Origin of the sequence: Streptomyces sp. NPDC058335 (assembly GCF_042723915.1) — a bacterium.
In the GTDB taxonomy this organism is placed as follows: domain Bacteria; phylum Actinomycetota; class Actinomycetes; order Streptomycetales; family Streptomycetaceae; genus Streptomyces.
On sequence record NZ_JBHXHX010000029.1, the window covers coordinates 57,433 to 78,324 of the forward strand.

The 20,892-nt window shown below is 73.0% G+C and carries 19 protein-coding genes; 11 read left to right on the forward strand and 8 right to left on the reverse strand.

Annotated elements, in window-relative coordinates:
* Positions 1-34: 34 nt before the first annotated feature.
* Positions 35-1,573: a cytochrome P450 gene (locus tag ACFWJX_RS37415; RefSeq protein WP_383251059.1), complete on the forward strand. Its 1,539-nt coding sequence runs from the start codon at positions 35-37 to the stop codon at positions 1,571-1,573.
* Here ACFWJX_RS37415 and ACFWJX_RS37420 read toward each other — a convergent pair.
* The gene (locus ACFWJX_RS37420; protein ID WP_383251061.1) at positions 1,567-2,532 is read right to left on the reverse strand and encodes an RluA family pseudouridine synthase; all 966 of its coding nucleotides are present in this window, start codon (positions 2,530-2,532) and stop codon (positions 1,567-1,569) included. The genes ACFWJX_RS37415 and ACFWJX_RS37420 overlap by 7 nt on opposite strands.
* Positions 2,533-2,601: 69 nt before the next feature.
* Here ACFWJX_RS37420 and ACFWJX_RS37425 point away from each other — a divergent pair, with 69 nt between their 5' ends.
* Positions 2,602-3,183 carry a GNAT family N-acetyltransferase gene (locus ACFWJX_RS37425; RefSeq protein ID WP_383251063.1) on the forward strand — a complete coding sequence of 194 codons (582 nt, stop codon included), beginning with the start codon at positions 2,602-2,604 and terminating at the stop codon, positions 3,181-3,183.
* Between the two features lie 246 nt (positions 3,184-3,429).
* Here the strand turns inward: ACFWJX_RS37425 and ACFWJX_RS37430 are convergent, their stop codons facing one another.
* From ACFWJX_RS37430 to ACFWJX_RS37445, 4 genes are all read right to left on the reverse strand, one after another.
* Positions 3,430-4,998: an amino acid permease gene (locus tag ACFWJX_RS37430; protein ID WP_383251064.1), complete on the reverse strand. Its 1,569-nt coding sequence runs from the start codon at positions 4,996-4,998 to the stop codon at positions 3,430-3,432.
* Positions 4,999-5,437: 439 nt separating this feature from the next.
* Positions 5,438-5,665 carry a hypothetical protein gene (locus ACFWJX_RS37435; protein WP_383251066.1) on the reverse strand — a complete coding sequence of 76 codons (228 nt, stop codon included), beginning with the start codon at positions 5,663-5,665 and terminating at the stop codon, positions 5,438-5,440.
* Between the two features lie 42 nt (positions 5,666-5,707).
* Entirely contained in the window at positions 5,708-6,553 is an 846-nt protein-coding gene (locus ACFWJX_RS37440) for a siderophore-interacting protein (RefSeq protein ID WP_383251068.1), read from the reverse strand.
* Between the two features lie 97 nt (positions 6,554-6,650).
* On the reverse strand, positions 6,651-7,580 hold the full coding sequence (locus tag ACFWJX_RS37445) for a 5'-3' exonuclease H3TH domain-containing protein (protein ID WP_383251112.1): 930 nt from the start codon (positions 7,578-7,580) through the stop codon (positions 6,651-6,653).
* Positions 7,581-7,798: 218 nt separating this feature from the next.
* Between ACFWJX_RS37445 and ACFWJX_RS37450 the strand changes: the two genes are divergently transcribed.
* The 4 genes from ACFWJX_RS37450 (at position 7,799) to ACFWJX_RS37465 (ending at position 12,411) form a co-directional block, all read left to right on the forward strand.
* Positions 7,799-8,881, forward strand: a complete 1,083-nt coding sequence (locus ACFWJX_RS37450; RefSeq protein ID WP_383251070.1) for a glycine betaine/L-proline ABC transporter ATP-binding protein — start codon at positions 7,799-7,801, stop codon at positions 8,879-8,881.
* Positions 8,874-10,685, forward strand: a complete 1,812-nt coding sequence (locus ACFWJX_RS37455; RefSeq protein ID WP_383251072.1) for an ABC transporter permease/substrate binding protein — start codon at positions 8,874-8,876, stop codon at positions 10,683-10,685. The genes ACFWJX_RS37450 and ACFWJX_RS37455 overlap by 8 nt, the downstream gene beginning before the upstream one ends.
* 440 nt (positions 10,686-11,125) lie before the next feature.
* On the forward strand, positions 11,126-11,692 hold the full coding sequence (locus ACFWJX_RS37460) for a helix-turn-helix domain-containing protein (RefSeq protein ID WP_383251074.1): 567 nt from the start codon (positions 11,126-11,128) through the stop codon (positions 11,690-11,692).
* A complete protein-coding gene (locus ACFWJX_RS37465; protein ID WP_383251075.1) occupies positions 11,692-12,411 on the forward strand; it encodes a helical backbone metal receptor in 720 nt (239 codons plus the stop codon). The genes ACFWJX_RS37460 and ACFWJX_RS37465 overlap by 1 nt, the downstream gene beginning before the upstream one ends.
* Here ACFWJX_RS37465 and ACFWJX_RS37470 read toward each other — a convergent pair.
* On the reverse strand, positions 12,323-13,501 hold the full coding sequence (locus ACFWJX_RS37470) for a TDT family transporter (RefSeq protein ID WP_383251077.1): 1,179 nt from the start codon (positions 13,499-13,501) through the stop codon (positions 12,323-12,325). The genes ACFWJX_RS37465 and ACFWJX_RS37470 overlap by 89 nt on opposite strands.
* Before the next feature lie 70 nt (positions 13,502-13,571).
* Between ACFWJX_RS37470 and ACFWJX_RS37475 the strand changes: the two genes are divergently transcribed.
* The gene (locus ACFWJX_RS37475) at positions 13,572-14,510 is read left to right on the forward strand and encodes a LysR family transcriptional regulator (RefSeq protein WP_383251079.1); all 939 of its coding nucleotides are present in this window, start codon (positions 13,572-13,574) and stop codon (positions 14,508-14,510) included.
* Positions 14,511-14,621: 111 nt separating this feature from the next.
* On the opposite strand, the gene ACFWJX_RS37480 is transcribed toward ACFWJX_RS37475, so the two are convergent.
* Together ACFWJX_RS37480 and ACFWJX_RS37485 are read right to left on the reverse strand one after the other, a co-directional pair.
* Positions 14,622-15,326, reverse strand: a complete 705-nt coding sequence (locus ACFWJX_RS37480; RefSeq protein WP_383251081.1) for a gamma-glutamyl-gamma-aminobutyrate hydrolase family protein — start codon at positions 15,324-15,326, stop codon at positions 14,622-14,624.
* 130 nt (positions 15,327-15,456) lie between these two features.
* On the reverse strand, positions 15,457-16,191 hold the full coding sequence (locus ACFWJX_RS37485) for a FadR/GntR family transcriptional regulator (RefSeq protein ID WP_383251083.1): 735 nt from the start codon (positions 16,189-16,191) through the stop codon (positions 15,457-15,459).
* A 103-nt stretch (positions 16,192-16,294) separates the two neighbouring features.
* Here ACFWJX_RS37485 and ACFWJX_RS37490 point away from each other — a divergent pair, with 103 nt between their 5' ends.
* From ACFWJX_RS37490 to ACFWJX_RS37505, 4 genes are read left to right on the forward strand one after another with little or no spacing between them, the layout of a single operon-like run.
* A complete protein-coding gene (locus ACFWJX_RS37490; protein ID WP_383251085.1) occupies positions 16,295-17,653 on the forward strand; it encodes a glutamine synthetase family protein in 1,359 nt (452 codons plus the stop codon).
* A gap of 8 nt (positions 17,654-17,661) precedes the next feature.
* Complete coding sequence (locus ACFWJX_RS37495) at positions 17,662-19,065, forward strand: aldehyde dehydrogenase family protein (RefSeq protein ID WP_383251086.1); 1,404 nt, start codon at positions 17,662-17,664, stop codon at positions 19,063-19,065.
* Positions 19,062-19,844 carry a 3-oxoacyl-ACP reductase gene (locus ACFWJX_RS37500; protein WP_383251088.1) on the forward strand — a complete coding sequence of 261 codons (783 nt, stop codon included), beginning with the start codon at positions 19,062-19,064 and terminating at the stop codon, positions 19,842-19,844. Before ACFWJX_RS37495 ends, ACFWJX_RS37500 begins: the two co-directional genes overlap by 4 nt.
* Before the next feature lie 27 nt (positions 19,845-19,871).
* Positions 19,872-20,888, forward strand: a complete 1,017-nt coding sequence (locus ACFWJX_RS37505) for a DUF2510 domain-containing protein (RefSeq protein ID WP_383251114.1) — start codon at positions 19,872-19,874, stop codon at positions 20,886-20,888.
* The last annotated feature ends 4 nt before the right edge of the window (positions 20,889-20,892 follow it).

The following is a 20,892-nucleotide window of genomic DNA, read 5'->3' on the forward strand; positions in this document are numbered from 1 at the left end:
CCCGGATCTACCCGGACCCTTTCGGAGCGACCCAGTGACGCCTGACCACCCCACGACGACCGGTCCGCAGGACCTCGCCCTCGACCCGCCGCCCGGCTGCCCCGCGCACGGCCGTGGCCCCGGCGGACTGCGCCGGCTCTACGGGCCCGGCGCGGAGGACCTGGGCGACCTCTACGAGCAACTGCGCGAAGAGCACGGCCCGGTGGCGCCCGTGCTCCTCCACGACGACGTGCCGATGTGGGTGGTCCTCGGCCACGCCGAGAACATGCACCTGGTGCGCACGCCCTCCCAGTACAGCCGCGACAGCCGCATCTGGACGCCGCTGCTGGAGGGCGCGGTCAAGCCCGACCACCCACTCATGCCGCACATCGCGTGGCAGCCCATCTGCTCCCACGCCGAGGCCGACGAGCACAAGAGGCTGCGCGGCGCGGTCACGGCGGCCATGGCGACCATCGACGACCGCAGCGTGCGCCGGTACATCTACCGATCCACCCAGCGCCTGGTCAACCGCTTCTGCGAGCGCGGCCGCGCCGAGCTGGTGAGCCAGTTCGCCGAGCACCTCCCGATGGCCGTGATGTGCCACGTCATCGGCATGCCCGAGGAGTACGACGACCGGATGGTCCAGGCCGCCCGGGACGCGCTCAAGGGCACCGAGACCGCGATCGCCAGCCACACCTACGTCATGGAGGCGCTGAGCCGGCTCACCGCCCGCCGCCGCGCCGACCCCCAGGACGACTTCACCAGCCATCTCATCCGGGACCCGGCGGGACTGACCGACGACGAGGTCCGGGAGCATCTGCGCCTGGTCCTCTTCGCCGCCTACGAGGCCACGGTCAACCTGCTCTCCAACGCCCTGCGCATGGTCCTCACCGACCCGCGGTTCCTCGCCCAGCTCAACGGCGGGCAGATGACGGTGCCGGAGGCAGTCGAGCAGTCGCTGTGGGACGAGCCGCCGTTCAGCACCGTCTTCGCCTACTTCGCCAAGCAGGACACGGAGTTGGGCGGGCAGCGCATCCGCCGGGGCGACGGCCTCCTCTTCGCACCCGCGCCGGGCAACGTGGACCCGCGGGTCCGCCCCGACCTCGCCGCCAACATGCAGGGCAACCGCGCCCACCTCGCCTTCGGCGGTGGCCCGCACGAGTGCCCCGGCCAGGACATCGGCCGTGCCATCGCCGACGTCGGCGTCGACGCCCTGCTGACGCGCCTGCCGGACGTGCAGCTCGCCTGCGCCGAGGAGGACCTGCGCTGGACCACGTCGATCGCCTCGCGACACCTCGTGGAACTGCCGGTCCGCTTCGAGCCGAAGGACCAGCAGGACGTCATGGTCAGGCCGACCCACGGCGCGATCCCGCCGCCGCGCCCGGTCATCCCGGTCACCCTCGACATCAAGCCGGCGCCCACCGCCGCACCGGCCGCTCCGCCCCTGGCCACCCGCATGCCGCCGCCCGGCGCACCCCGGCCCGCGGCGACGGTCCCGCGGCCCGCGCCCGCCCCCGAACCGGCCCCCGCACCCGAACCGGCCCGCCGGCCGAACGCCTGGCGCCGCTTCCTGGCCTGGTGGCGCGGCTACTGACCGACGTCGCGCCCGCCGCCCCAGGCGTCGTACGACGACCAGGCGGCCAGCGTCCGCCGGCTCCGCAGCCGGTGCTCCGCCCCGGTGACCGGGTCGGTGAACTCCAGCTCCCGCGCCAGCAGTTGCAGCGGGCGCCGGAAGTCACCGGCCGGTCCGGGGGCGGTCACCTCGGGGTAGAGCGGGTCGCCGAGGATGGGCACGCCCAGCGCGGCCATGTGCACCCGCAGCTGATGGGTCTGCCCGGTCTCCGGGGTCAGCCGGTAGCGGGCGAGCCCGTCCGGCCGGTGTCCGGCCGGCTCCACCCGGCTGACCGCGTTGGGCTCACCCGGCACCTCGCGGGCGGTCAGTGTCCCGCGCTCCTTCACGATCCGGCTGCGCACGGTCACCGGCAGGGCGAGCCCCGGATCGTACGGCGCGACCGCCTCGTACACCTTGCGGACCAGGCGGTCGCGGAACAGGGTCTGGTAGGCGCCGCGCTCCTCGGGGCGCACGGTGAACAGCACCAGCCCGGCGGTGAGCCGGTCGAGGCGGTGGGCGGCGCCCAGCGCGGGCAGGTCCAGCTCCCGCCGCAGCCGGGCCAGCGCGGTCTCGGTGACATGGCTGCCGCGCGGGGTGGTGGCGAGGAAGTGCGGCTTGTCGGCGACGACGACGTGTTCGTCGCGGTACACGATCTCCAGGGGGAACGGCACCGGCTCCTCGGCGGGCAGGTCCCGGTGGAACCACACGAACATCCCCGGCACGTACGCCGCGTCCGCCGGCACCGCCCGCCCGTCGGCTCCGACGATCCGCCCCGCCGCGAACATCGCGTCCACGGCCTCGGCCCGCGCCGCACCGTACCGCTCGGCCAGGTGCTCCCCCACGGTCGCCCAGTGGCCCTCGCCCGGCAGCCGGACGCGGACCGGATCGACCCCTTGGCGCTGCGGGAGGGGGGAGGGCGGGGGAGGGGAGCGGCGTCTCATCGGGACCCACCCTACGGCGGCCGCGAAATCCGGTTGGCACGCTCCGGTCCGGTGGGGAGGATGCGGGTCATGCCCTTTCTGACCGATCCCGTCCTGCCCGCCGGCACGCTCGCCGAGTCTCCCCAGCCGGTGATCCCCACCGGCGACGGCCTCGTCCTGCGGCCCTGGCGGGACACGGACGCGCCCGCCGTCCACGCGGCCTTCCAGGACCCGCTGATGCACCGGTGGCACGTCCGGGCCGCCGACTCGATGGCGGAGGTCACCGGCTGGGTCGAGGAGTGGGTGACCGCCTGGGCCGAGGAGAAGGCCGTCCAGTGGGCGGTCGTCGACGCGGACACCGACGAGCTGCGCGGACGCGTGGCGCTGCGAGGCATCGAGCTGGTCGACGGCATGGCCGAGGTCGCCTACTGGACCACGGCGGCCGCCCGCGGCCAGGGCGTCGCCGCCCGCGCCACGACCGCCCTGTCCCGCTGGGCCCTCGACGACATCGGCTTCCACCGCCTCGAACTCCTGCACGCCACATCCAACGAGGCCTCCTGCCGCGTGGCAGCCAAGACCGGCTTCACCCTGGAAGGCACCAAGCGCAGCTCCGTCCTCCACCAGGACGGCTGGCACGACATGCACCTGCATGCGCGGGTGCGGGGCGACTGATCGGAAGGCGCACACGCGGCGTACGTGCGGCCGTCCCCGATCCCCAGGTGCGGGCCGCCCGACCGGGCGGCCCGGCGCGCGTGCGCCGCTCGGTCCGGGCCCGGGGTAGGCGCGCGTGCCGGCTGACGGGCCGAGGGCCGGGAGCGGCGCGCGGGGCGTGCAAGGGGCACCGGGCCCGGCCCAGGCGGCGCGCGTGCGGGACGGCGAGCGGCTGGGGCACCGCCGATCGCGCGTGGGGACGCCGGCTCAGCCGGTCGCCGGCTCCGGCACCGCTTCCGGGGCCGTCTCCGGGACCGTCGTCGTCCCGGCCCGGTACGTCCGGTAGGCGAGGCCCGCCCCGACCGTGACGGCGAGGAACAGCACCGTGAACCACTGGAAGTACCAGTGCCCGCCCGCCGGGTCGTACACCGCCGCTCGCGGCCAGGCCAGGTTGACGGTCATGAAGAGGCCGTAGAGGAGGGCGAGGGCGTTCACGGGGATGCCCCAGCGACCCAGGGAGAACAGGGGCGCGCCCGTCTCGTCCGTGCCGGCCGACGAGAACTGTCCGCGCAGTCGGCGGACCAGCAGGGGGCCGGTGACCATGGCGTAGGCCAGGTACAGCATCACGATGCAGGTCGTGCCGATGGCGAGGAACGCCTCCGGGGAGGCGAAGTTCAGCAGCAGCAGCGCCGCCGCCAGGACGCCGACGACCAGGGCCGGGGCGCTCGGCATGCCCGTGCGCGCGTTGACGCGGGCGAGGCGGCCGGAGAACGGCAGCTGTCCGTCGCGGGCCATGGAGAACAGCATCCGGCAGGCCGCCGTCTGGATGGCGAGGGTGGCCACGGTGATCGCCACCACGACGTCCGCCAGCAGCGCCTTGCCGACGCCGTCCCCGAGGCTGCTGGTGAGGACGTAACTGAGCCCGTCCACGCCCAGGCGGCCGTCGGTGAGGCTGGGCGCGGCGAGCAGGCCGCCCAGCACGATCAGCCCGCCGAGCAGGCCCGCCGCGCCGAGCGCGGTGAGGATCGTGCGGGGCGCGGTACGGCGAGGGTGGTGCGTCTCCTCGCTCATCTCGCCGGCGCTGTCGAAGCCGATCATCACGTAGGCGGCCGCGAAGGACCCCACCAGCAGCGCCCCCAGCAGGCCCTCCTGCGCGGCGCCCTCGGTGTGGAAGGTGATGCTCGGGGACCGCTCGGAGTGGGTGAGCAGCAGGACGACGATGAGCACCGCGCCGATGATCTCGGCGGTCACGCCGACCCGGTTGACGACGGACATCACCCGGTTGTCGAGGACGTTCACCAGCGTGGTGAGCGCCAGCAGGAGCACGCCGAGCAGCGCCGCGTTGGCCGCGCCGTCCGGTGAGGTGGGTGCCGGGTCGGTGCCGATCAGCTGGAAGCCCGACCAGATCGCCGGCAGCACCATCTGGAGCGCCAGCGCGGCCGCCGCGACCACGACGACCTGGCCGATCACCATGATCCAGCCGGCGAACCAGCCGAAGGACGGTGTCGACAGCCGGGACGACCACTGGTAGATCGCGCCCGAGATCGGGTAGCGCGCCGCCAGTTCCGCGAAGCACGCGGCGACCAGCAGCTGCCCGGCCAGCACCGCCGGCCAGGCCCAGAAGAAGACCGGGCCACCGAAGGCGTACCCGAAGGCGAAGAACTGGAAGACGGTCGTCAGGACGGAGATGAAGGAGAAGCCGGCGGCGAACGACGCGTACCGGCCCAGGCTGCGGTGCAGCTCCTGGCGGTAGCCGAAGGCTTCGAGGGACCCGTCGTCGGGTCCGGGGGAGTGCGGCGGGTCGGGGCGTACGTCGGAGCGGGTCGTGGTGGTCACGGCGGAACCTGCCTTCGGCTGCCTTGGGCGCGTGCCCCTGCGTAATTCCTGTCGGGCGACAGAAATTAGGGAGTGGCTGTTTCCACCGCGTCACGCGAGCATGTCCGCGCCGGGCCCAAGTCCTCACGTTCTCGCCGGCGGCCCGCAGTCGCGATATGTCGCGACCGGTCGACCGGCTCGCCCAGGGTGTCGCCGTCGTCGACCGGGGCCGGGTCCGCGTCCCGGCCGTGCCCGAGGAACTCAAGGGCGAACTGTGCGGCGACGCCGTCCACTTGGAGCTGTGCACGCCCCTCGCCCGACACCGGCCGCACTCTGCTCGACCCAGTCCTCGGCGGACTGCCCGGCGTACAAGGCGTGGTGGCGGAGGGGCGCCGGATCACCGTTCTTCGGCGGCCTGATCGAGGAGGTCGTCGGACTCGGTGGCTTCGGCACCACGTTCTCACCTGACTGCCTGGTGCGGGTCGTCCCGCTCGGCCGGGCGACGGCGGCGGGCCGCTCGGCAGCTGTCCGCCGACCCCGACCGGGGCGCGGTCCTCGTCCGCCGCGGCGGTCTGCCGGCGCTCGCCGCGGCGCCGGTGCGGCTGCCGATCCGGACGTCCAGGTCGTACCGGCGGCCGGTGCGGCGGGCGTACGCGCCGCGGGTGCCACCACGGCCGTACGCAGTCACGGCGCGGCCCGCTCCACGGGTGCGGGCCGCTGTCCACGGGCCTCAGACGGCCGGCGCCGTGGCCTCCTGCTCGGCCTCGACGCGCGCGTTCCACTCCCGCTTGGCGGCCTGCCAGCCGTCCTCGTCGTGGCCGAGCCGCCAGTACCCGGAGACCGACAGGTCCTCGCGGGGGACCTGGAGGTCGACCCGCAGCAGCTTGCGCAGCTCCTTCACGAAGACCGCCTCGCCGTGCACGAACGCGTGCAGTCGGCCCTCCGGGAACTCCAGCGCCCGGACGGCCTCCACCAGCCGCTCGCCGACCGGACGCCCGCCGCGGTGCAACCAGACGACCTCCACGTCGGAGTCGATCTTCTGCTCCTCCTCGGGGCCGGAGACCTCGATGAAGGCGTGGGCCACCGCACTGGCGGGAAGCGACTCCAGCGCCGCCGCGATGGCGGGCAGGGCGCTCTCGTCACCGGCCAGCAGATGCCAGTCGGCGGCCGGGTCGGGGGCGTAGGCGCCGCCGGGGCCCATGAAACGGACGGTCTCACCCGGCTGGACGCGGGCCGCCCACGGACCGGCGAGGCCCTCGTCGCCGTGCAGGACGAAGTCCAGGGTCAGCTCGCGGTGCTCGGTGTCCCAGTGGCGCACGGTGTACGTCCGGGTCACGGGCCACTGCTCGCGGGGGAACTCCGCGCGGATCCGCTCCAGGTCGAAGGGCTCCGGGTAGGTCACGCCCTCGGGCCCGAACAGCAGTTTCACGTAGTGGTCGGTGCAGGTGGCGGCGGTGAACTCGGCCAGTCCCTCCCCGCCGAGAACGACACGCTGCATGTGTGGGGTGAGCCGTTCGGTGCGGACGACCTGCGCGGAGTGGGGCTTCCGCGGCTTCCGTGCCGGACGTTCTGCCATGACGGCCTCCCAAGCCTTCGTTGGTTAGGTTTACCTAAGTTAGCACCCCGTCCCCCTGTGGCGCCTCAGGCCGCGAGCTTGCTCCCGGGACCAAGGCTCACGCGCCGAGTGTCGTCAGCAGCCGTTGCAGTGACCCGCCGAGCCCCCAGCGCTCCGCCAGCTCCTCCAGCGCCGCCGGTTCCCGCGGTGTCCGGGGGAGCCCCGTCGACACCTCCGGCAGCGGCACGTCGTCGGCGACCTTGACCACCGTCGGCGCGACGGCGAGGTACGGCCGGGCCTCGTCGAGCCGCTTGCGCTGCGAGGGCGTGAGCTTCGCCTTCGGGTCGTCGACGGCAGCCAGGATCCCGGCCAGGTCGCCGAACTCGGTCAGCAGCTTGGCCGCCGTCTTCTCGCCGATGCCGGGCACGCCGGGCAGGCCGTCGCTCGGGTCGCCGCGCAGCAGCGCCAGATCCGCGTACCCCCGCCCGTCGACGCCATACTTCTCGCGCAGCCACGCCTCGTCCGTCGTCTGGAGCGTGCCGACGCCCTTGAGCGGGTACAGCACCCGCACCCCGCGCGCGTCGTCCACCAGCTGGTACAGGTCGCGGTCGCCGGTGACGATGTCGACCGGGCCCTTCGCGCGGGCCGTGAAGGTGCCGATCACGTCGTCCGCCTCGTAGCCCGCGACGCCCACGCGCGCGATGCCGAGCGCGTCCAGGACCGCCTCGATCACCGGCACCTGCGGCGAGAGCGTGTCCGGCACCTCTTCCTCGTCCGGGCCGACCTCGTGCTCCTCGGCGACCCGGTGCGCCTTGTAGGAGGGGATGAGGTCGACCCGCCACTGCGGCCGCCAGTCGGCGTCCATGCAGGCGACCAGTTCGTCGGGCCGGTGGTCCTTGACCAGGCGGTCGATGAAGTCCAGCAGCCCGCGCACGGCGTTCACCGGCGTGCCGTCCGGGGCCTTCACGGAGTCCGGGACGCCGAAGTAGGCGCGGAAGTAGAGCGAGGCGGTGTCGAGGAGCATCAGTCGTCCGGTCACGCCACGCATCATGCCGCACCGGTCCGACACCGACCCGCCGGTATTCACTCCGGTGGCAGGTGTGAAGGGCCTGTGAACTGGCCCACTTGTGCGTTTGCCCCCGCCGGGCCAGGGCAGGCGCCGCCTCGGAGCGGTGCCGGTTGCATTTTCAACTGTGAACGACGCTCGGCGGCCACCCCTGGCCCCGTCGCCCCTCCCGCCCTTGCCCCCGATCCGAGAAGGTATGTGTGTCCTCCAGGCTAGAAGCCGATCATCTGTACAAGGTGTTCGGCAGACGACAGGACGAGGCAGTCGAGCGGCTCCGCCGCGGCGCCGACCGGGAGGAGCTGAGGGCCGACGGCACCACCGCCGCCGTGATCGACGCCTCCTTCACCGTGGACCCCGGCCAGATCTTCGTCGTCATGGGCCTGTCCGGCTCCGGGAAGTCCACCCTGCTGCGCATGCTCAACGGACTGCTGGAGCCCACCGCGGGACGCGTCCTCTTCGACGGCGAGGACCTGACCGCGCTCGGCGACCGCGAACTGCGCGAGGTCCGTGCCAGGAAGATCAGCATGGTCTTCCAGCACTTCGCGCTCTTCCCGCACCGCAGCGTCCTCGACAACGCCGGCTACGGCCTCGCCGTGCAGGGGGTGCCGCGCGCCGAGCGCGAACAGCGCGCCACCGAGGCCCTGCGGCTGTGCGGCCTGGCCGGCTGGGAGAAGTCCTGGCCCGACGAGCTGTCCGGCGGCATGCAGCAGCGCGTGGGCCTCGCCCGCGCCCTCGCCACCGACGCCGACCTGCTCCTCATGGACGAGTCCTTCAGCGCGTTGGACCCGCTGATCCGCCGCGACATGCAGGACCAGCTCCTCACGCTCCAGAAGACCCTGAAGAAGACGATCGTCTTCATCACCCACGACCTCAACGAGGCCATGCGCCTGGGCGACCGCATCGCCGTCATGCGCGACGGCCGCATCGTGCAGAACGGCACCGCCGAGGACATCCTCGTCCGCCCGGCCGACGACTACGTCGCCTCCTTCATCAAGGACGTCGACCGCTCCCGCGTGCTGACCGCGTCCGCCGTCATGGACACCGACCTCCGCGGCGACGAGGCCGACTGCGACTGCGCCACCGCGAACCCGGACACCCCGTTCACCGAGCTGTGCGCGATCAGCGCCCGCCTGACCCACCCGGTCGCCGTCCTGGACGCGCAGCGCGAACTCGTCGGAGTCGTTCCCCGCCGGCGCCTCGTCGGCTTCCTCGGCGACGAACACGGGGAGCCCACCGCCTGCGGCGACCCGCGCGACGGGGGGAAGGTGACCGCCCGTGCCTAGGCTGCACCTCGGCGACTGGGTCGACTCCGGCGTCGACTGGCTCGTCACCCACATGTCCTGGCTGTTCGACGCCGTCAAGGCGGTCGTCGAAGGCATGTACGACGGCATCGACGCCGTCCTCACCGCCCCCGAGCCCCTGCTCCTCGCCGGCATCTTCGCCGTGCTCGCCTGGTGGCTGCGCGGCCTGGTCGCGGGTGTCCTCGGCTTCGCCGGGTTCGCACTCATCGACTCCCTCGACCTGTGGGAGGAGGCGATGTCCACACTGTCCCTGGTGCTCGTCGCCACCGTGATCGCCCTGGCGGTCTCCGTACCGCTGGGCATCTGGGCGGCCCGTTCCAAGGCCGTCAGCGCCACCCTGCGGCCGGTCCTCGACCTGCTGCAGACCATGCCGTCGATGGTCCTGCTGATCCCCGCGATCCTCTTCTTCGGCATGGGCGTGCCCGCCGGTGTGATCGCCACCCTGATCTTCGCGCTGGCCCCCGGCGTGCGCATGACCGAACTCGGCATCCGCCAGGTCGACCCCGAACTCGTGGAGGCCGCGGAGGCCTTCGGCACGACGCCCCGCGACACCCTCCTGCGCGTCCAGCTGCCCCTCGCCCTGCCGACGATCATGGCGGGCGTCAACCAGGTGATCATGCTCGGCCTGTCGATGGTCGTCATCGCCGGTATGGTCGGCACCGGCGGTCTCGGCGGCTCCGTCAACGAGGCCATCGGCCGGCTCGACATCGGCCTCGGCTTCGAGGCGGGCCTCGGCATCGTCGTCCTCGCCATCTACCTCGACCGCATGACCGGCGCCCTCGGCACCCGCATCTCCCCGCTGGGACGCCGCGCCGCCGCCAAGGTCCGCCCCACCGTGTGGAGCCACCGCCCCCGCCCGGCCGTGGCCGTGGTCGGCGTGGTCGTCCTCGCGCTCGTCGCCGGCGGCATGGGCGTCTTCGGCTCGAACGCCGGCACCGCCGAGGCCTCCGCCACGGACGTCGGCAAGGGCAAGGAGATCACCATCGGCTACATCCCCTGGGACGAGGGCATCGCCTCCACCTACCTGTGGAAGGAACTGCTGGAGGAACGTGGCTTCGAGGTGAAGACCACCCAGTACGCCGTCGCCCCCCTCTACACCGGCCTCGCCACCGGCCAGATCGACTTCCAGACCGACTCCTGGCTGCCCACCACGCACGCCGAGTACTGGAAGAAGTACGGCAAGCAGCTCGACGACCTCGGCAAGTGGTACGGCCCCACCTCCCTGGAGCTGAGCGTCCCCTCGTACATGAAGGACGTGAACACCCTCGCGGACCTCAAGGCCAGGTCGGCCGAGTTCGGCGGGAAGATCACCGGCATCGAGCCCAGCGCCGGAATGATGGGTCTGCTCAAGGACAAGGTCGTCAAGGAGTACGGCCTCGACGGCTACCAGGTCGTCGACGGCTCGACCCCGGCGATGCTCGCCGAGCTGAAGCGGGCGTACGCCAAGAAGGACCCGATCGTCGTCACGCTCTGGTCGCCGCACTGGGCGTACAGCGAGTACGACCTGAAGAAGCTGAAGGACCCCCAGGGCGCCTGGGGCGAGGGCGACGGCGTGCACACCCTGTCCCGCAAGGGCTTCGCCGCCGACAACCCCGAGGTCGGCGCGTGGCTGAAGGACTTCTCCATGACCGAGCGGCAGCTCACCGGTCTGGAGGCGCAGATCCAGAAGGCCGGCAAGGGCAAGGAGCAGGACGCCGTCCGCACCTGGCTGAAGGACAACCCCGGCCTGCTCGACACGTGGGCACCGGTCGACGGAGCGGGGGAGAAGAGCCGGGCGGCCGGGTGACCTGACAGCACCACGACCGCCCTGCGCGGGGCGGGCACCGGCGTACGTGTCTCGTATCGTGCGCCGGGGCCCGCCCCGCGCGCCGTTGCGCACGGCAAGGATCCGGCCAACCACACAGCGCCACCCCCTTACCCCGCCCGGCGCCCCGCCGCCCGGCCGCGCCGGCCGCTCGACCTGCCCGATCGGGCGCCGCAAACGGCACGGGAACACCCGGAGGCCCCTGGGCATTGAACGGGAGAACGCCAGAGACCGGGCCCGCCCGCGGATGATCGACTGGCGCGAACTGTGAGTTCGCGTGTGACGCCCGATGTCCTCGATGTCACGGGCTCGTGAAACGGTTTGCCGAACATGCGTAGGGTGCAGAGAACTCATCAGAGGACGTGCGCCCGCGACGGGGCACTCGGTAGTCGGACCGACGAGCGTAGGAGGGAGCCGGAGCGATGGGCGACCACAAAGAACAGCCCCTTCGGGTGGGCGCGGCCGTCCGGCGGCGGCGCCGGTCTCTGGATCTCACGCTCGCCGTCGTGGCCCAGCGCAGCGGCCTGTCGGTCCCGTTCCTGAGCCAGATCGAGAACGACCGGGCGCGGCCCAGCACCGGCTCCCTGGAGAAGGTCGCCGACGCCCTGCGCACCACGGCCGTCGAACTGCTCGCCGCCGCCGACCCGGCGTGCAGCGTCGACGTCGTGCGCGCCGAGATCGCCGAGGCGGGCCCCGACCCGCGCTCCCGCTCGCTGGTCCGCGGCCACCATCAGATGCACGCCTCGGAGTTCACCGGCGACCACGAGGCCGGCCGCGAGTTCCAGTACCGCAACGACCAGTTGATGTACGTCGCCGACGGCGCGGTGGAGATCGAGGCCGAGGGCCGGGCCTACCGTCTCGGCCGCGGCGACACCCTGTACCTGACCGGCGGTGTCCGCCACCGCTGGCGCGCGACCGTGCCGGACACCCGGATCGTGGTCGTCGCCGTGGCGGAGCACATCGAGGCGGTCCGGGACCGCAAGCGGTAGTGCGGGCCGTCTCCCTGGTGCCCTCGCTGACCGAGGCGGTGGCCGTGTCCCTGCCCGGCGTCCTGGTCGGCGCCACCGACTGGTGCACCCACCCGGCGGACCTCGACATCGCTCGTGTGGGCGGCACCAAGAACCCCGCGACCGACCGGATCGCCGCCCTCGCCCCCGACCTGGTGATCGCCAACGAGGAGGAGAACCGCGAGCCCGACCTCGCCGCCCTCCGGGACGCCGGCATCGAGGTGCTGGTGACCGAGGTGCGCGACGTGCCGCAGGCCTTCCGGGAACTGGCCCGGGTGCTGGTGGCCTGCGGAGCCCCCTCGCGCCCCCGCTGGCTGGACGAGGCCGAGGAGGCCTGGAGCGCCCTGAAGCCGCCCGACCGGCGCCGTACGGCCGTCGTACCCGTCTGGCGCCGCCCGTGGATGGTCCTGGGCCGCGACACCTTCGCCGGGGACGTCCTGTCCCGCCTCGGCGTGGACCACCTGTACGCCGCCCACGAGGACCGCTACCCCAAGATCGCCCTGGGGGAGCTGCGGGCGGCGGCCCCGGACCTGGTCGTCCTCCCCGACGAGCCCTACCGCTTCACCGCCTCGGACGGCCCGGAGGCCTTCCCCGGCCTGCCGTGCGCGCTCGTCAGCGGACGGCACCTGACGTGGTACGGCCCATCGCTGGCCGAGGCGCCACAGGTGCTGGCCGGGGCGCTGCGAGCAGTTCACCGCTGACCAGCCCCCGCACGGTGAGCGCGGCGACGACGGCCCAGGCGGCCACCAGCACGACGTACAGGCCGGTGGCCAGCGCCTCGTACGCGACGAGTCCCGTGTGCCGGGCCAGGGTCTCGGCGCCGGTCACGCAGGTGCCGACCGGGAAGGTGAACGCCCACCACGTCATCGCGAAACCCATCCCGTGCCGACGGGCCCGCACCACATGGGCGACGGCCAGGCACAGCCACAGCAGCGCGAAGCCCATGACCGGCACCCCGTACAGGACGGCGAGGACGGCGAACCCGCGGCTGTCCGGCGCGGGCACCACTGCTGGCGCGACCTCCGCGAACGTGCCCACGGCCGTCGTCGACTGCCCGAGCGGCCCCAGCACCAGGAACAGGGTCGGCGTGAGGGCGAGGGGCAGCGGCCCGCGGGTGACCAGCCGGGCGAACACGACCGGCAGCATCACCAGCGTGGCGAGCAGGCTCAGCCCGAACAGCGCGAAACACGCGAACAGCAGCGTCACGCGGGCCTGCCCGGCCGGCAGATACGGCACCAGGCGCGGCCCCGCCGCCGCCGACACCATCGGCGCGACGAGCGGCAGCAGCCACACCGGCGTGGCCTGCCCCGGCTCGACCCGATGGCGTACGGCCATGAGGTACGGGACGGCGACGGCCGCCACGAGCCCCACCGCCGTACCGGCGCAGAACAGCACGGCGTCGAGGGCGACGGCGGCGTCGGTGCCGATCCAGTCCCGGCCCACGGAGAGCGTCCCCCCGCCGACCGCGACCAGTGCCATCGCCAGGCAGCCGTAGAAGGGGACCGTCGCCGGGTCCAGGACATGGGCGCGGGCCTGGTCGCGGTGGTGACGCCAGTGCAGGGCGCGGGCGGCGAGCAGGGCCGGCAGCAGCGCGAGGGAGAGCGCCCAGACGGCCGCGCAGGCCGGCCGCAGCCCCGGAACGCGGGCGGGCAGGGCCGCGCCCGCCGTCGCCACCACAGCGGTGCCCATGACCGTGGCGTACCAGTTCGGTCCGAGATGACGGACGGCGGCGGCACGCGGGCGCGGCGGCCGCGGGCTCGCGACGTACAAGGGCGGGGCTGCGGTGACCATGACCCCACCGTGCCGCCCCGAGCCGCCCCCGACCAGGGACGATGGCTCTATGGGGGCATAAGCTGACCTTATGACCAGCGACGAGACGACCCACGAACCCCTGGGGGACAGGCCCGGCGGCTCGATCGCGCACCGGGTCCCCGACCTCGGCGCCCTGGAACTGCTGCTGGCCGTCGCCCGGCTCGGCAGCCTCGGGGCGGCCGCCCGGGAACTGGGCATCACCCAGCCCGCCGCGAGCAGCCGCGTCCGTTCCATGGAACGCCAACTGGGCGTGGCCCTCGTGGACCGTTCACCACGCGGCTCCCGGCTCACCGACGCCGGTGCGCTGGTCACCGACTGGGCGCGGCGGATCGTCGAGGCGGCGGCGGCCTTCGACGCGGGCGCGCAGGCGCTGCGCGACCGCCGCGACTCGCGGCTGCGGGTCGCGGCGAGCATGACCATCGCCGAGTACCTGCTGCCCGGCTGGCTCCTCGCCCTGCGCGCGCAACGGCCGGACACCGCGGTGTCACTGCTCGCGGGCAACTCGACCGCGGTCGCCGAACGGTTGCTGTCCGGGGAGGCCGACCTCGGATTCGTCGAGGGGCTCAACGTGCCGGCGGGCCTCGACTCGACGGTCATCGCCCACGACCGGCTGATCGTCGTCGCCGCGCCGGCGCATCCGTGGGCACGGCGCCGGCGGGCCGTGTCCGCACAGGAGCTGGCCTCGACGCCGCTGATCCTCCGGGAGGAGGGCTCCGGCACGCGCCAGGTCCTCGACGCGGCCCTCGGCGGGCTGGCCCGCCCGCTGATCGAGCTGTCCTCGACGACGGCGGTGAAGGCGGCGGCGGTCAGCGGCGCCGGGCCGGCGGTCCTGAGCGAGCTGGCGGTGGGGGAGGAACTGGGCCTACGGCGCCTGGTGTCCGTCCCGGTCGACGGAGTCCGCCTGGCCCGAGATCTCCGAGCGGTCTGGCCCACGGGCCATCGCCCAACGGGCCCGGCCCGCGACCTGCTGTCGCTGACGCGGGGGTAGGGCGGCCCATGCCCGCCCAGCACCCGATGCGGTCGGCTGCATCCAGCCCGTCCGGGGGCGCAGCCCCCGGGGTCGGGACGGGAAGCGGCGGCGCGGACGAGGAAACCCCACCTACCCCGACGCCCCCACCAGCCCCCGCATCACCCGCAGGTCCTCCCCCATCTCCGGATGCCACTGCACCCCCAGCACCCACCCCCCACCCACCCCGGACGGAAGTTCGACAGCCTCCACCGTCCCGTCCCCCGCATACGCACACGCCACCAACCCCACCCCCAACCGCTCCACCGCCTGATGATGGAACGTCGGCACCGACATCTCCTCAGGCACGAGCCCGGCGTACAACGTCCCCGGCACGGGCTTCACCGCATGCCGCCCGAACACCCCGACCACCTCCGCATGCCCGGAGAGATGCTGCACGAGCGTCCCCCCGAGCGCCACGTTCAGCAGCTGCATCCCCCGGCAGATGCCGAGCAGCGGCACCCCCGCCCCCAACGCCGCCTCGATCAGCGCCAGTTCCCAGGCGTCCCGGTCCCGCGCCGGTGGCCCCGTCCGAGGATCCCGCTCGGCCCCGTACCGCCCGGGTTCGACATCGGGCCCACCCGCGATCACCAGCCCGTCCAGCCGGGACACGACGGACGCCGCGTGCTCGGGCGCGTCCGGCGGCAGCATCGCCGCCAGTCCGCCCGCCCGCTGCACGAGCCGCGGATACCCGGCCGGCAGCAGCGCCGCCTCCAGCTCCCACACTCCCCAGCGCGTCCCGGCCTCCAGATACGTACTGACGCCGATCAGCGGCCTGCCGCCCGTCGCGTTCGCCATGCCCCGCCTCCACCCCACCCCGGGGAACCCGAAGGGCCTCGACCCCTGAATAGCTTCGACCTGAATGGCTTCGACCCGAATGGACTTGTCCCGAATGGACTTGACCCGAACCATTGAACACGCCCGCAGGTCAGGCGAGGAAGCCCCGCAGCAGCGCCGCCGTCCCCGCGCAGTGCTCGCGCATCATCTCCCGCGCCCCGTCCGCGTCCCCGTCGAGCACCGCCTCCACCAGGGCCGTGTGCTGGCGCTGTGAGTGCTCCAGGTTGCGCACCAGCAAGGGGATGCAGTCCAGCAGGTCGTTCACCGTCGCCCGGACCGCCGCGTACCGGGCCGTCAGCGACGGCGAACCGCACAGCTCGGCGAGGGTGAGGTGCAGCATCGTGTCGAGACGGCGGTAGTCGGCGAGCGGGGCGTCCTCGGTACGCGCCAGCGCGTCGCGCAACCGCCCCGCCTGCTCCTCGGTCAAGCCGTGCGCCGCACACAGGCCCGCCGCGCCGACCTCCAGCACCTCCCGGAACCGGAGCACGTCCTCTATGTCGACCTCGGCGATCCGCCGCCGCAGCTCGTCCTCGCCGACCACGTCCGTACGCGGCAGCACGAACGTTCCGCCGTACCGGCCGCGGCGGGACTCCACGAGCCCCTGGTCCTGGAGCACCTTCAGCACCTCGCGCAGCGTCACCCGGCTGATCCCGAGCCGTTCCGCCAGGTCCCGTTCGGCCGGGAGGCGTTCCCCGCCGGGCACCAGGCCCAGCCGAACCACCTGGAGGATCTGCTCCAGAGCCTCCTCGAAGCCGTTGCCGGCCCGTACCGGCCGCAGTACCGGCGTGAGCCGGTCCGCCGGTTCTTCCTCAGCGTCCACCGGCATCCGGTCGCGCCCCCTTCCCAAGTAAAGGTTCCCGGCAATACCTTATGGCTCCCGGCCGTCCGACACAGCAGTAGCAGCAGAGGAAGCCTGAGGAGGCCCTCCCGTGGCAGACCGCACACCCCCGCTCGGCGTCGAGGAACTGCACGCCCTCGTCGCCGGCGGTGAGATCGACACTGTCGTCCTCGCCTTCCCCGACATGCAAGGGCGTCTCCAGGGCAAGCGTTTCGCCGCCCGTTTCTTTCTCGACGAGGTCCTCGAACACGGCACCGAGGGCTGCAACTACCTCCTCGCCGTCGACACCGAGATGAACACGGTGGACGGTTACGAGATGTCCTCCTGGGAGCGCGGTTACGGCGACTTCGCCATGCACCCCGACCTGAGCACCCTGCGCCGGCTGCCCTGGCACCCCGGTACGGCGATGCTCGTCGCCGACCTCGCCTGGGCGGACGGCTCGCCCGTCGTCGCCGCACCCCGGCAGATCCTGCGACGCCAGCTGGAGCGCCTCGCCGAGCTGGGCTTCACCGCCCAGGTCGGCACCGAGCTGGAGTTCATCGTCTTCAAGGACACCTACGAGCAGGCCTGGGACGCCCACTACCGGGGACTCACCCCGGCCAACCAGTACAACATCGACTACTCGATCCTCGGCACCGGCCGCATCGAGCCCCTGCTGCGCCGCCTGCGCAACGACATGGCCGGCGCCGGCCTCACCGTCGAGTCCGCCAAGGGCGAGTGCAACCCCGGCCAGCACGAAATCGCTTTCCGGTACGACGAGGCCCTGGTCACCTGCGACCAGCACGCCATCTACAAGACCGGCGCCAAGGAGATCGCCTCCCAGGAAGGTGTTTCCCTCACTTTCATGGCGAAGTACAACGAGCGTGAGGGCAACTCCTGCCACATCCACCTCTCGCTCGCGGACGCCGACGGCGCCAACGCGATGGCCGGGCCGGACGGCATGTCGGAGGTCATGCGGTACTTCCTCGCCGGACAGCTCGCCGCGCTGCGCGACTTCTCCCTGCTCTACGCCCCGCACATCAACTCCTACAAGCGGTTCCAGCCGGGTTCCTTCGCCCCGACCGCCGTCGCCTGGGGCCACGACAACCGCACCTGCTCCCTGCGCGTCGTCGGCCACGGCCGCTCCCTGCGCTTCGAGAACCGGCTGCCCGGCGGCGACGTCAACCCGCACCTCGCGGTCGCCGGACTGGTGGCCGCAGGCCTGTACGGCATCGAGCAGAAGCTGGAGCTGCCCGAGCCCTGCGCCGGCAACGCCTACACCGCCGACTACGCACACGTCCCCACCACCCTGCGCGAGGCCGCCGAACTCTGGGAGAACAGCCCCATCGCGCGGGCCGCCTTCGGCGACGAGGTCGTCGCGCACTACCGCACCATGGCACGCGTCGAGCTGGAGGCCTTCGACGCGGCGGTCACCGACTGGGAGCTGCGTCGCTCCTTCGAACGCATGTGAGGCCCTTCGTGTCCGACCAGCTCACCTCCGACCCGTCCACGTCCGACCGGCTCCAGGTACTCGATCCGGCCACCGAGGAGATCGTCGCCACCGTCCCCGCCGCCACCGAGGCCGACGTCGACGCGGCCGTCGCACGCGCCACCCGCGCCCAGGTCCGGTGGGCCGCCCTGGCGCCCGGCGACCGGGCCCGCCTGCTGCGCCGTTTCGCCGTCCAGGTGGACGAACACCTCGAAGAACTGGCGCAGTTGGAGGTCCGCGAGGCCGGACACACGGTCGGCAACGCCCGCTGGGAGGCGGGCAACGTCCGGGACCTGCTCGACTACGCGGCCGGGGGAGTCGAGCGGCTCACCGGGCGCCAGATCCCGGTACCGGGCGGCCTCGACATCACGATCCTCGAACCGCTGGGTGTCGTCGGCGTCATCGCGCCCTGGAACTTCCCGATGCCGATCGCGGCCTGGGGCACCGCCCCGGCACTCGCCGCCGGCAACGCGGTGATCCTCAAGCCCGCCGAGACGACCCCGCTGACCGCCCTGCGGCTGGCCGAACTCGCCCTGGCGGCGGGCCTGCCGGAGGGTCTCTTCCAGGTGCTGCCCGGCCGCGGTCCCGTCGCGGGCAACGCGCTGGTCGAGCACCCGGGTGTCGCGAAGATCGTCTTCACCGGGTCGACGGCTGTGGGCAAACAGGTGTTGGCGAAGGGTTCCGCCCTGCTCAAGCGCGTCACCCTCGAACTCGGCGGCAAGAGCCCCAACATCGTCTTCGCCGACGCCGACATCGAGGCCGCCGCCGCGGCGGCTCCCATGTCCTTCCTCGACAACTCCGGCCAGGACTGCTGCGCCCGCACCCGCATCCTCGTCCAGCGCTCCGTCCACGACCGCTTCCTGGACCTCCTCGCCCCCGCGGTCGAGTCGGTCGTGGTCGGCGACCCGGCGGACGAGAACACGCACATGGGGCCGCTGATCTCCAAGGCCCAGCTGGACCGCGTGCGTTCGTACGTGACGGACGACCTCGCGGGTATCCGCGGCAAGGCTCCCGAGGGCCCCGGCTTCTGGTTCCCGCCCACCGTCCTGACCGGCGTGGGCCCCGGCGCGCGCGTGGCGGTCGAGGAGGTCTTCGGCCCGGTCGCCGTCGTCCTGCCCTTCGAGGACGAGGCGCAGGCGATCGAACTCGCCAACGCCACCGACTACGGCCTCTCCGGCTCCATCTGGACCCGCGACGTCGGCCGTGCCCTGCGCGTCTCGCAGGCCGTCCGCGCGGGCAACCTGTCCGTCAACTCCCACTCCAGCGTCCGCTACTGGACCCCGTTCGGCGGCTTCAAGCAGTCGGGCATCGGCCGCGAACTCGGCCCGGACGCCCTGACCGCCTTCACCGAGACCAAGAACGTCTTCATCAGCACGGAGGGTCCCGCACAGTGACCAGAGAGATCATCTGCCGCCGGCTCGTCGGCCGCACCGCCGTCATCACCGGGGCCGGCAGCGGCATCGGCCTCGCCACCGCGCGCCGCCTCGCCTCCGAGGGCGCGCACGTCGTCTGCGCCGACATCGACGAGCCCCGCGGCAAGGCCGCCGCCGAGGAGGTCGGAGGCCTCTTCGTGAAGGTCGACGTCACCGACCCGGAGCAGGTCGAGGCGTTGTTCAAGGCTGCGTACGACACCTACGGCAGCGTCGACATCGCCTTCAACAACGCCGGCATCTCACCCCCCGACGACGACTCCATCCTCGACACCGGCCTGGAGGCCTGGAAGCGCGTCCAGGAGGTCAACCTCACCTCCGTCTACCTGTGCTGCAAGGCCGCCATCCCCTACATGCGGCGCCAGGGCAGGGGCTCCATCATCAACACGGCGTCCTTCGTGGCGAGGATGGGCGCCGCCACGTCCCAGATCTCGTACACGGCCTCCAAGGGCGGCGTCCTCGCCATGTCCCGTGAACTGGGCGTGCAGTTCGCACGGGAGGGCATCCGCGTCAACGCGCTCTGCCCCGGACCGGTCAACACCCCGCTGCTCCAGGAACTCTTCGCCAAGGACCCCGAGCGGGCGGCCCGCCGCCTCGTCCACATCCCGGTCGGGCGGTTCGCCGAGGCCGACGAGATCGCCGCCGCCGTCGCCTTCCTGGCCAGCGACGACTCGTCCTTCGTCAACGCCAGCGACTTCCTGGTCGACGGCGGCATCTCGGGGGCGTACGTCACGCCGTTGTAGGCCGCGCCCTACAGTGCCGGGATGAGCATGACGCCCCCGCCCGGCTGGTACGCCGACCCGACGGCCCCCCACCAGGAACGCTGGTGGGACGGCACGACCTGGACCGGCCACCGGCGCACCCCGGAGACCCCGGCGGCGCCGGTGTCGCCGGAGCAGGGCTTCGGACCGCCGGTATCGGCTGTGACACCGGTTTCCGAGGGTTTCGGAGCGCCCGTGACACCGGTTTCCGGCGGTTTCGGGCCGCCCGCGGGTTCCGGCCGTTCCCCGTCCGGCGGTGGCGGCCGCTCCCGGGCCGTAGCCCTGGTGGTCGTCGCCGCCGTCCTCGTCGCGGCGGTCGTGACCGGAGCCGTCCTCCTGCGCGGGAACGACGGCTCCGGCACGGAACCGGGCGCGACCCCGCCGGCCGGCACCCCCTCGGCGCCCGCGACGACCCCGGACGCCTCCACGTCCGCACCCTCCGCCGGCCCGTCGACCGAGCCTTCCGTCGTCGTCGACGAGCTGAACGGCATCACACTCCCGCTGCCCGAGGGCTGGGTCCTCCCCGAGCACGTCGCCGAACCCGATGTCGTCATGACCACCGACGGCACCTACGACTGTCCGGGCGGAGGCCTCTGCCGGCACGGCCGGGTCATCTCCCGCACCGTCACCGACACCAGCGAGACCTCGCCCAGGGCACTGGCCGAGGCGGACATCGCCGACGCGGCCGACGACGCCTACGACCGCGACCTCGTCGGCCGGAGCCCCTTCGGCGGCATCGAGTCCCACAAGAAGGTGGCCGCCGGGCAGGTCGCGGTAGCGGGCCGCGCCGGGTACTACGTCCGCTGGCAGGTGACGACCGCCGAGGGGCCCGGCGGCTACGTCCAGTCCCTGGTCTTCCCGTCCACCGTCGGCACCGAGGCCCCCGTCCTCGTCCGGTACGTCTTCGACGCGGGCGAGGACGGCCCGCCCCTCGCCGACATGGACCGGATCACCAAGGGCATCCGCCCGGTCGGCGACGCGGACACGGGCGGCGGGGTCGGCAGCGGCCTCGGACCGACGCCGTGAGCTG

What these genes read in the sequence shown, in the direction of transcription:
- ACFWJX_RS37420 (WP_383251061.1), bottom strand. Translation starts at nt 2,532, where the DNA reads ATGAGACGCCGCTCCCCTCCCCCGCCCTCCCCCCTCCCGCAGCGCCAA.
- ACFWJX_RS37425 (WP_383251063.1), top strand. Translation starts at nt 2,602, where the DNA reads ATGCCCTTTCTGACCGATCCCGTCCTGCCCGCCGGCACGCTCGCCGAG.
- ACFWJX_RS37440 (WP_383251068.1), bottom strand. Translation starts at nt 6,553, where the DNA reads ATGGCAGAACGTCCGGCACGGAAGCCGCGGAAGCCCCACTCCGCGCAG.
- ACFWJX_RS37445 (WP_383251112.1), bottom strand. Translation starts at nt 7,580, where the DNA reads ATGCGTGGCGTGACCGGACGACTGATGCTCCTCGACACCGCCTCGCTC.
- ACFWJX_RS37460 (WP_383251074.1), top strand. Translation starts at nt 11,126, where the DNA reads ATGGGCGACCACAAAGAACAGCCCCTTCGGGTGGGCGCGGCCGTCCGG.
- ACFWJX_RS37470 (WP_383251077.1), bottom strand. Translation starts at nt 13,501, where the DNA reads ATGGTCACCGCAGCCCCGCCCTTGTACGTCGCGAGCCCGCGGCCGCCG.
- ACFWJX_RS37475 (WP_383251079.1), top strand. Translation starts at nt 13,572, where the DNA reads ATGACCAGCGACGAGACGACCCACGAACCCCTGGGGGACAGGCCCGGC.
- ACFWJX_RS37480 (WP_383251081.1), bottom strand. Translation starts at nt 15,326, where the DNA reads ATGGCGAACGCGACGGGCGGCAGGCCGCTGATCGGCGTCAGTACGTAT.
- ACFWJX_RS37485 (WP_383251083.1), bottom strand. Translation starts at nt 16,191, where the DNA reads ATGCCGGTGGACGCTGAGGAAGAACCGGCGGACCGGCTCACGCCGGTA.
- ACFWJX_RS37505 (WP_383251114.1), top strand. Translation starts at nt 19,872, where the DNA reads ATGACGCCCCCGCCCGGCTGGTACGCCGACCCGACGGCCCCCCACCAG.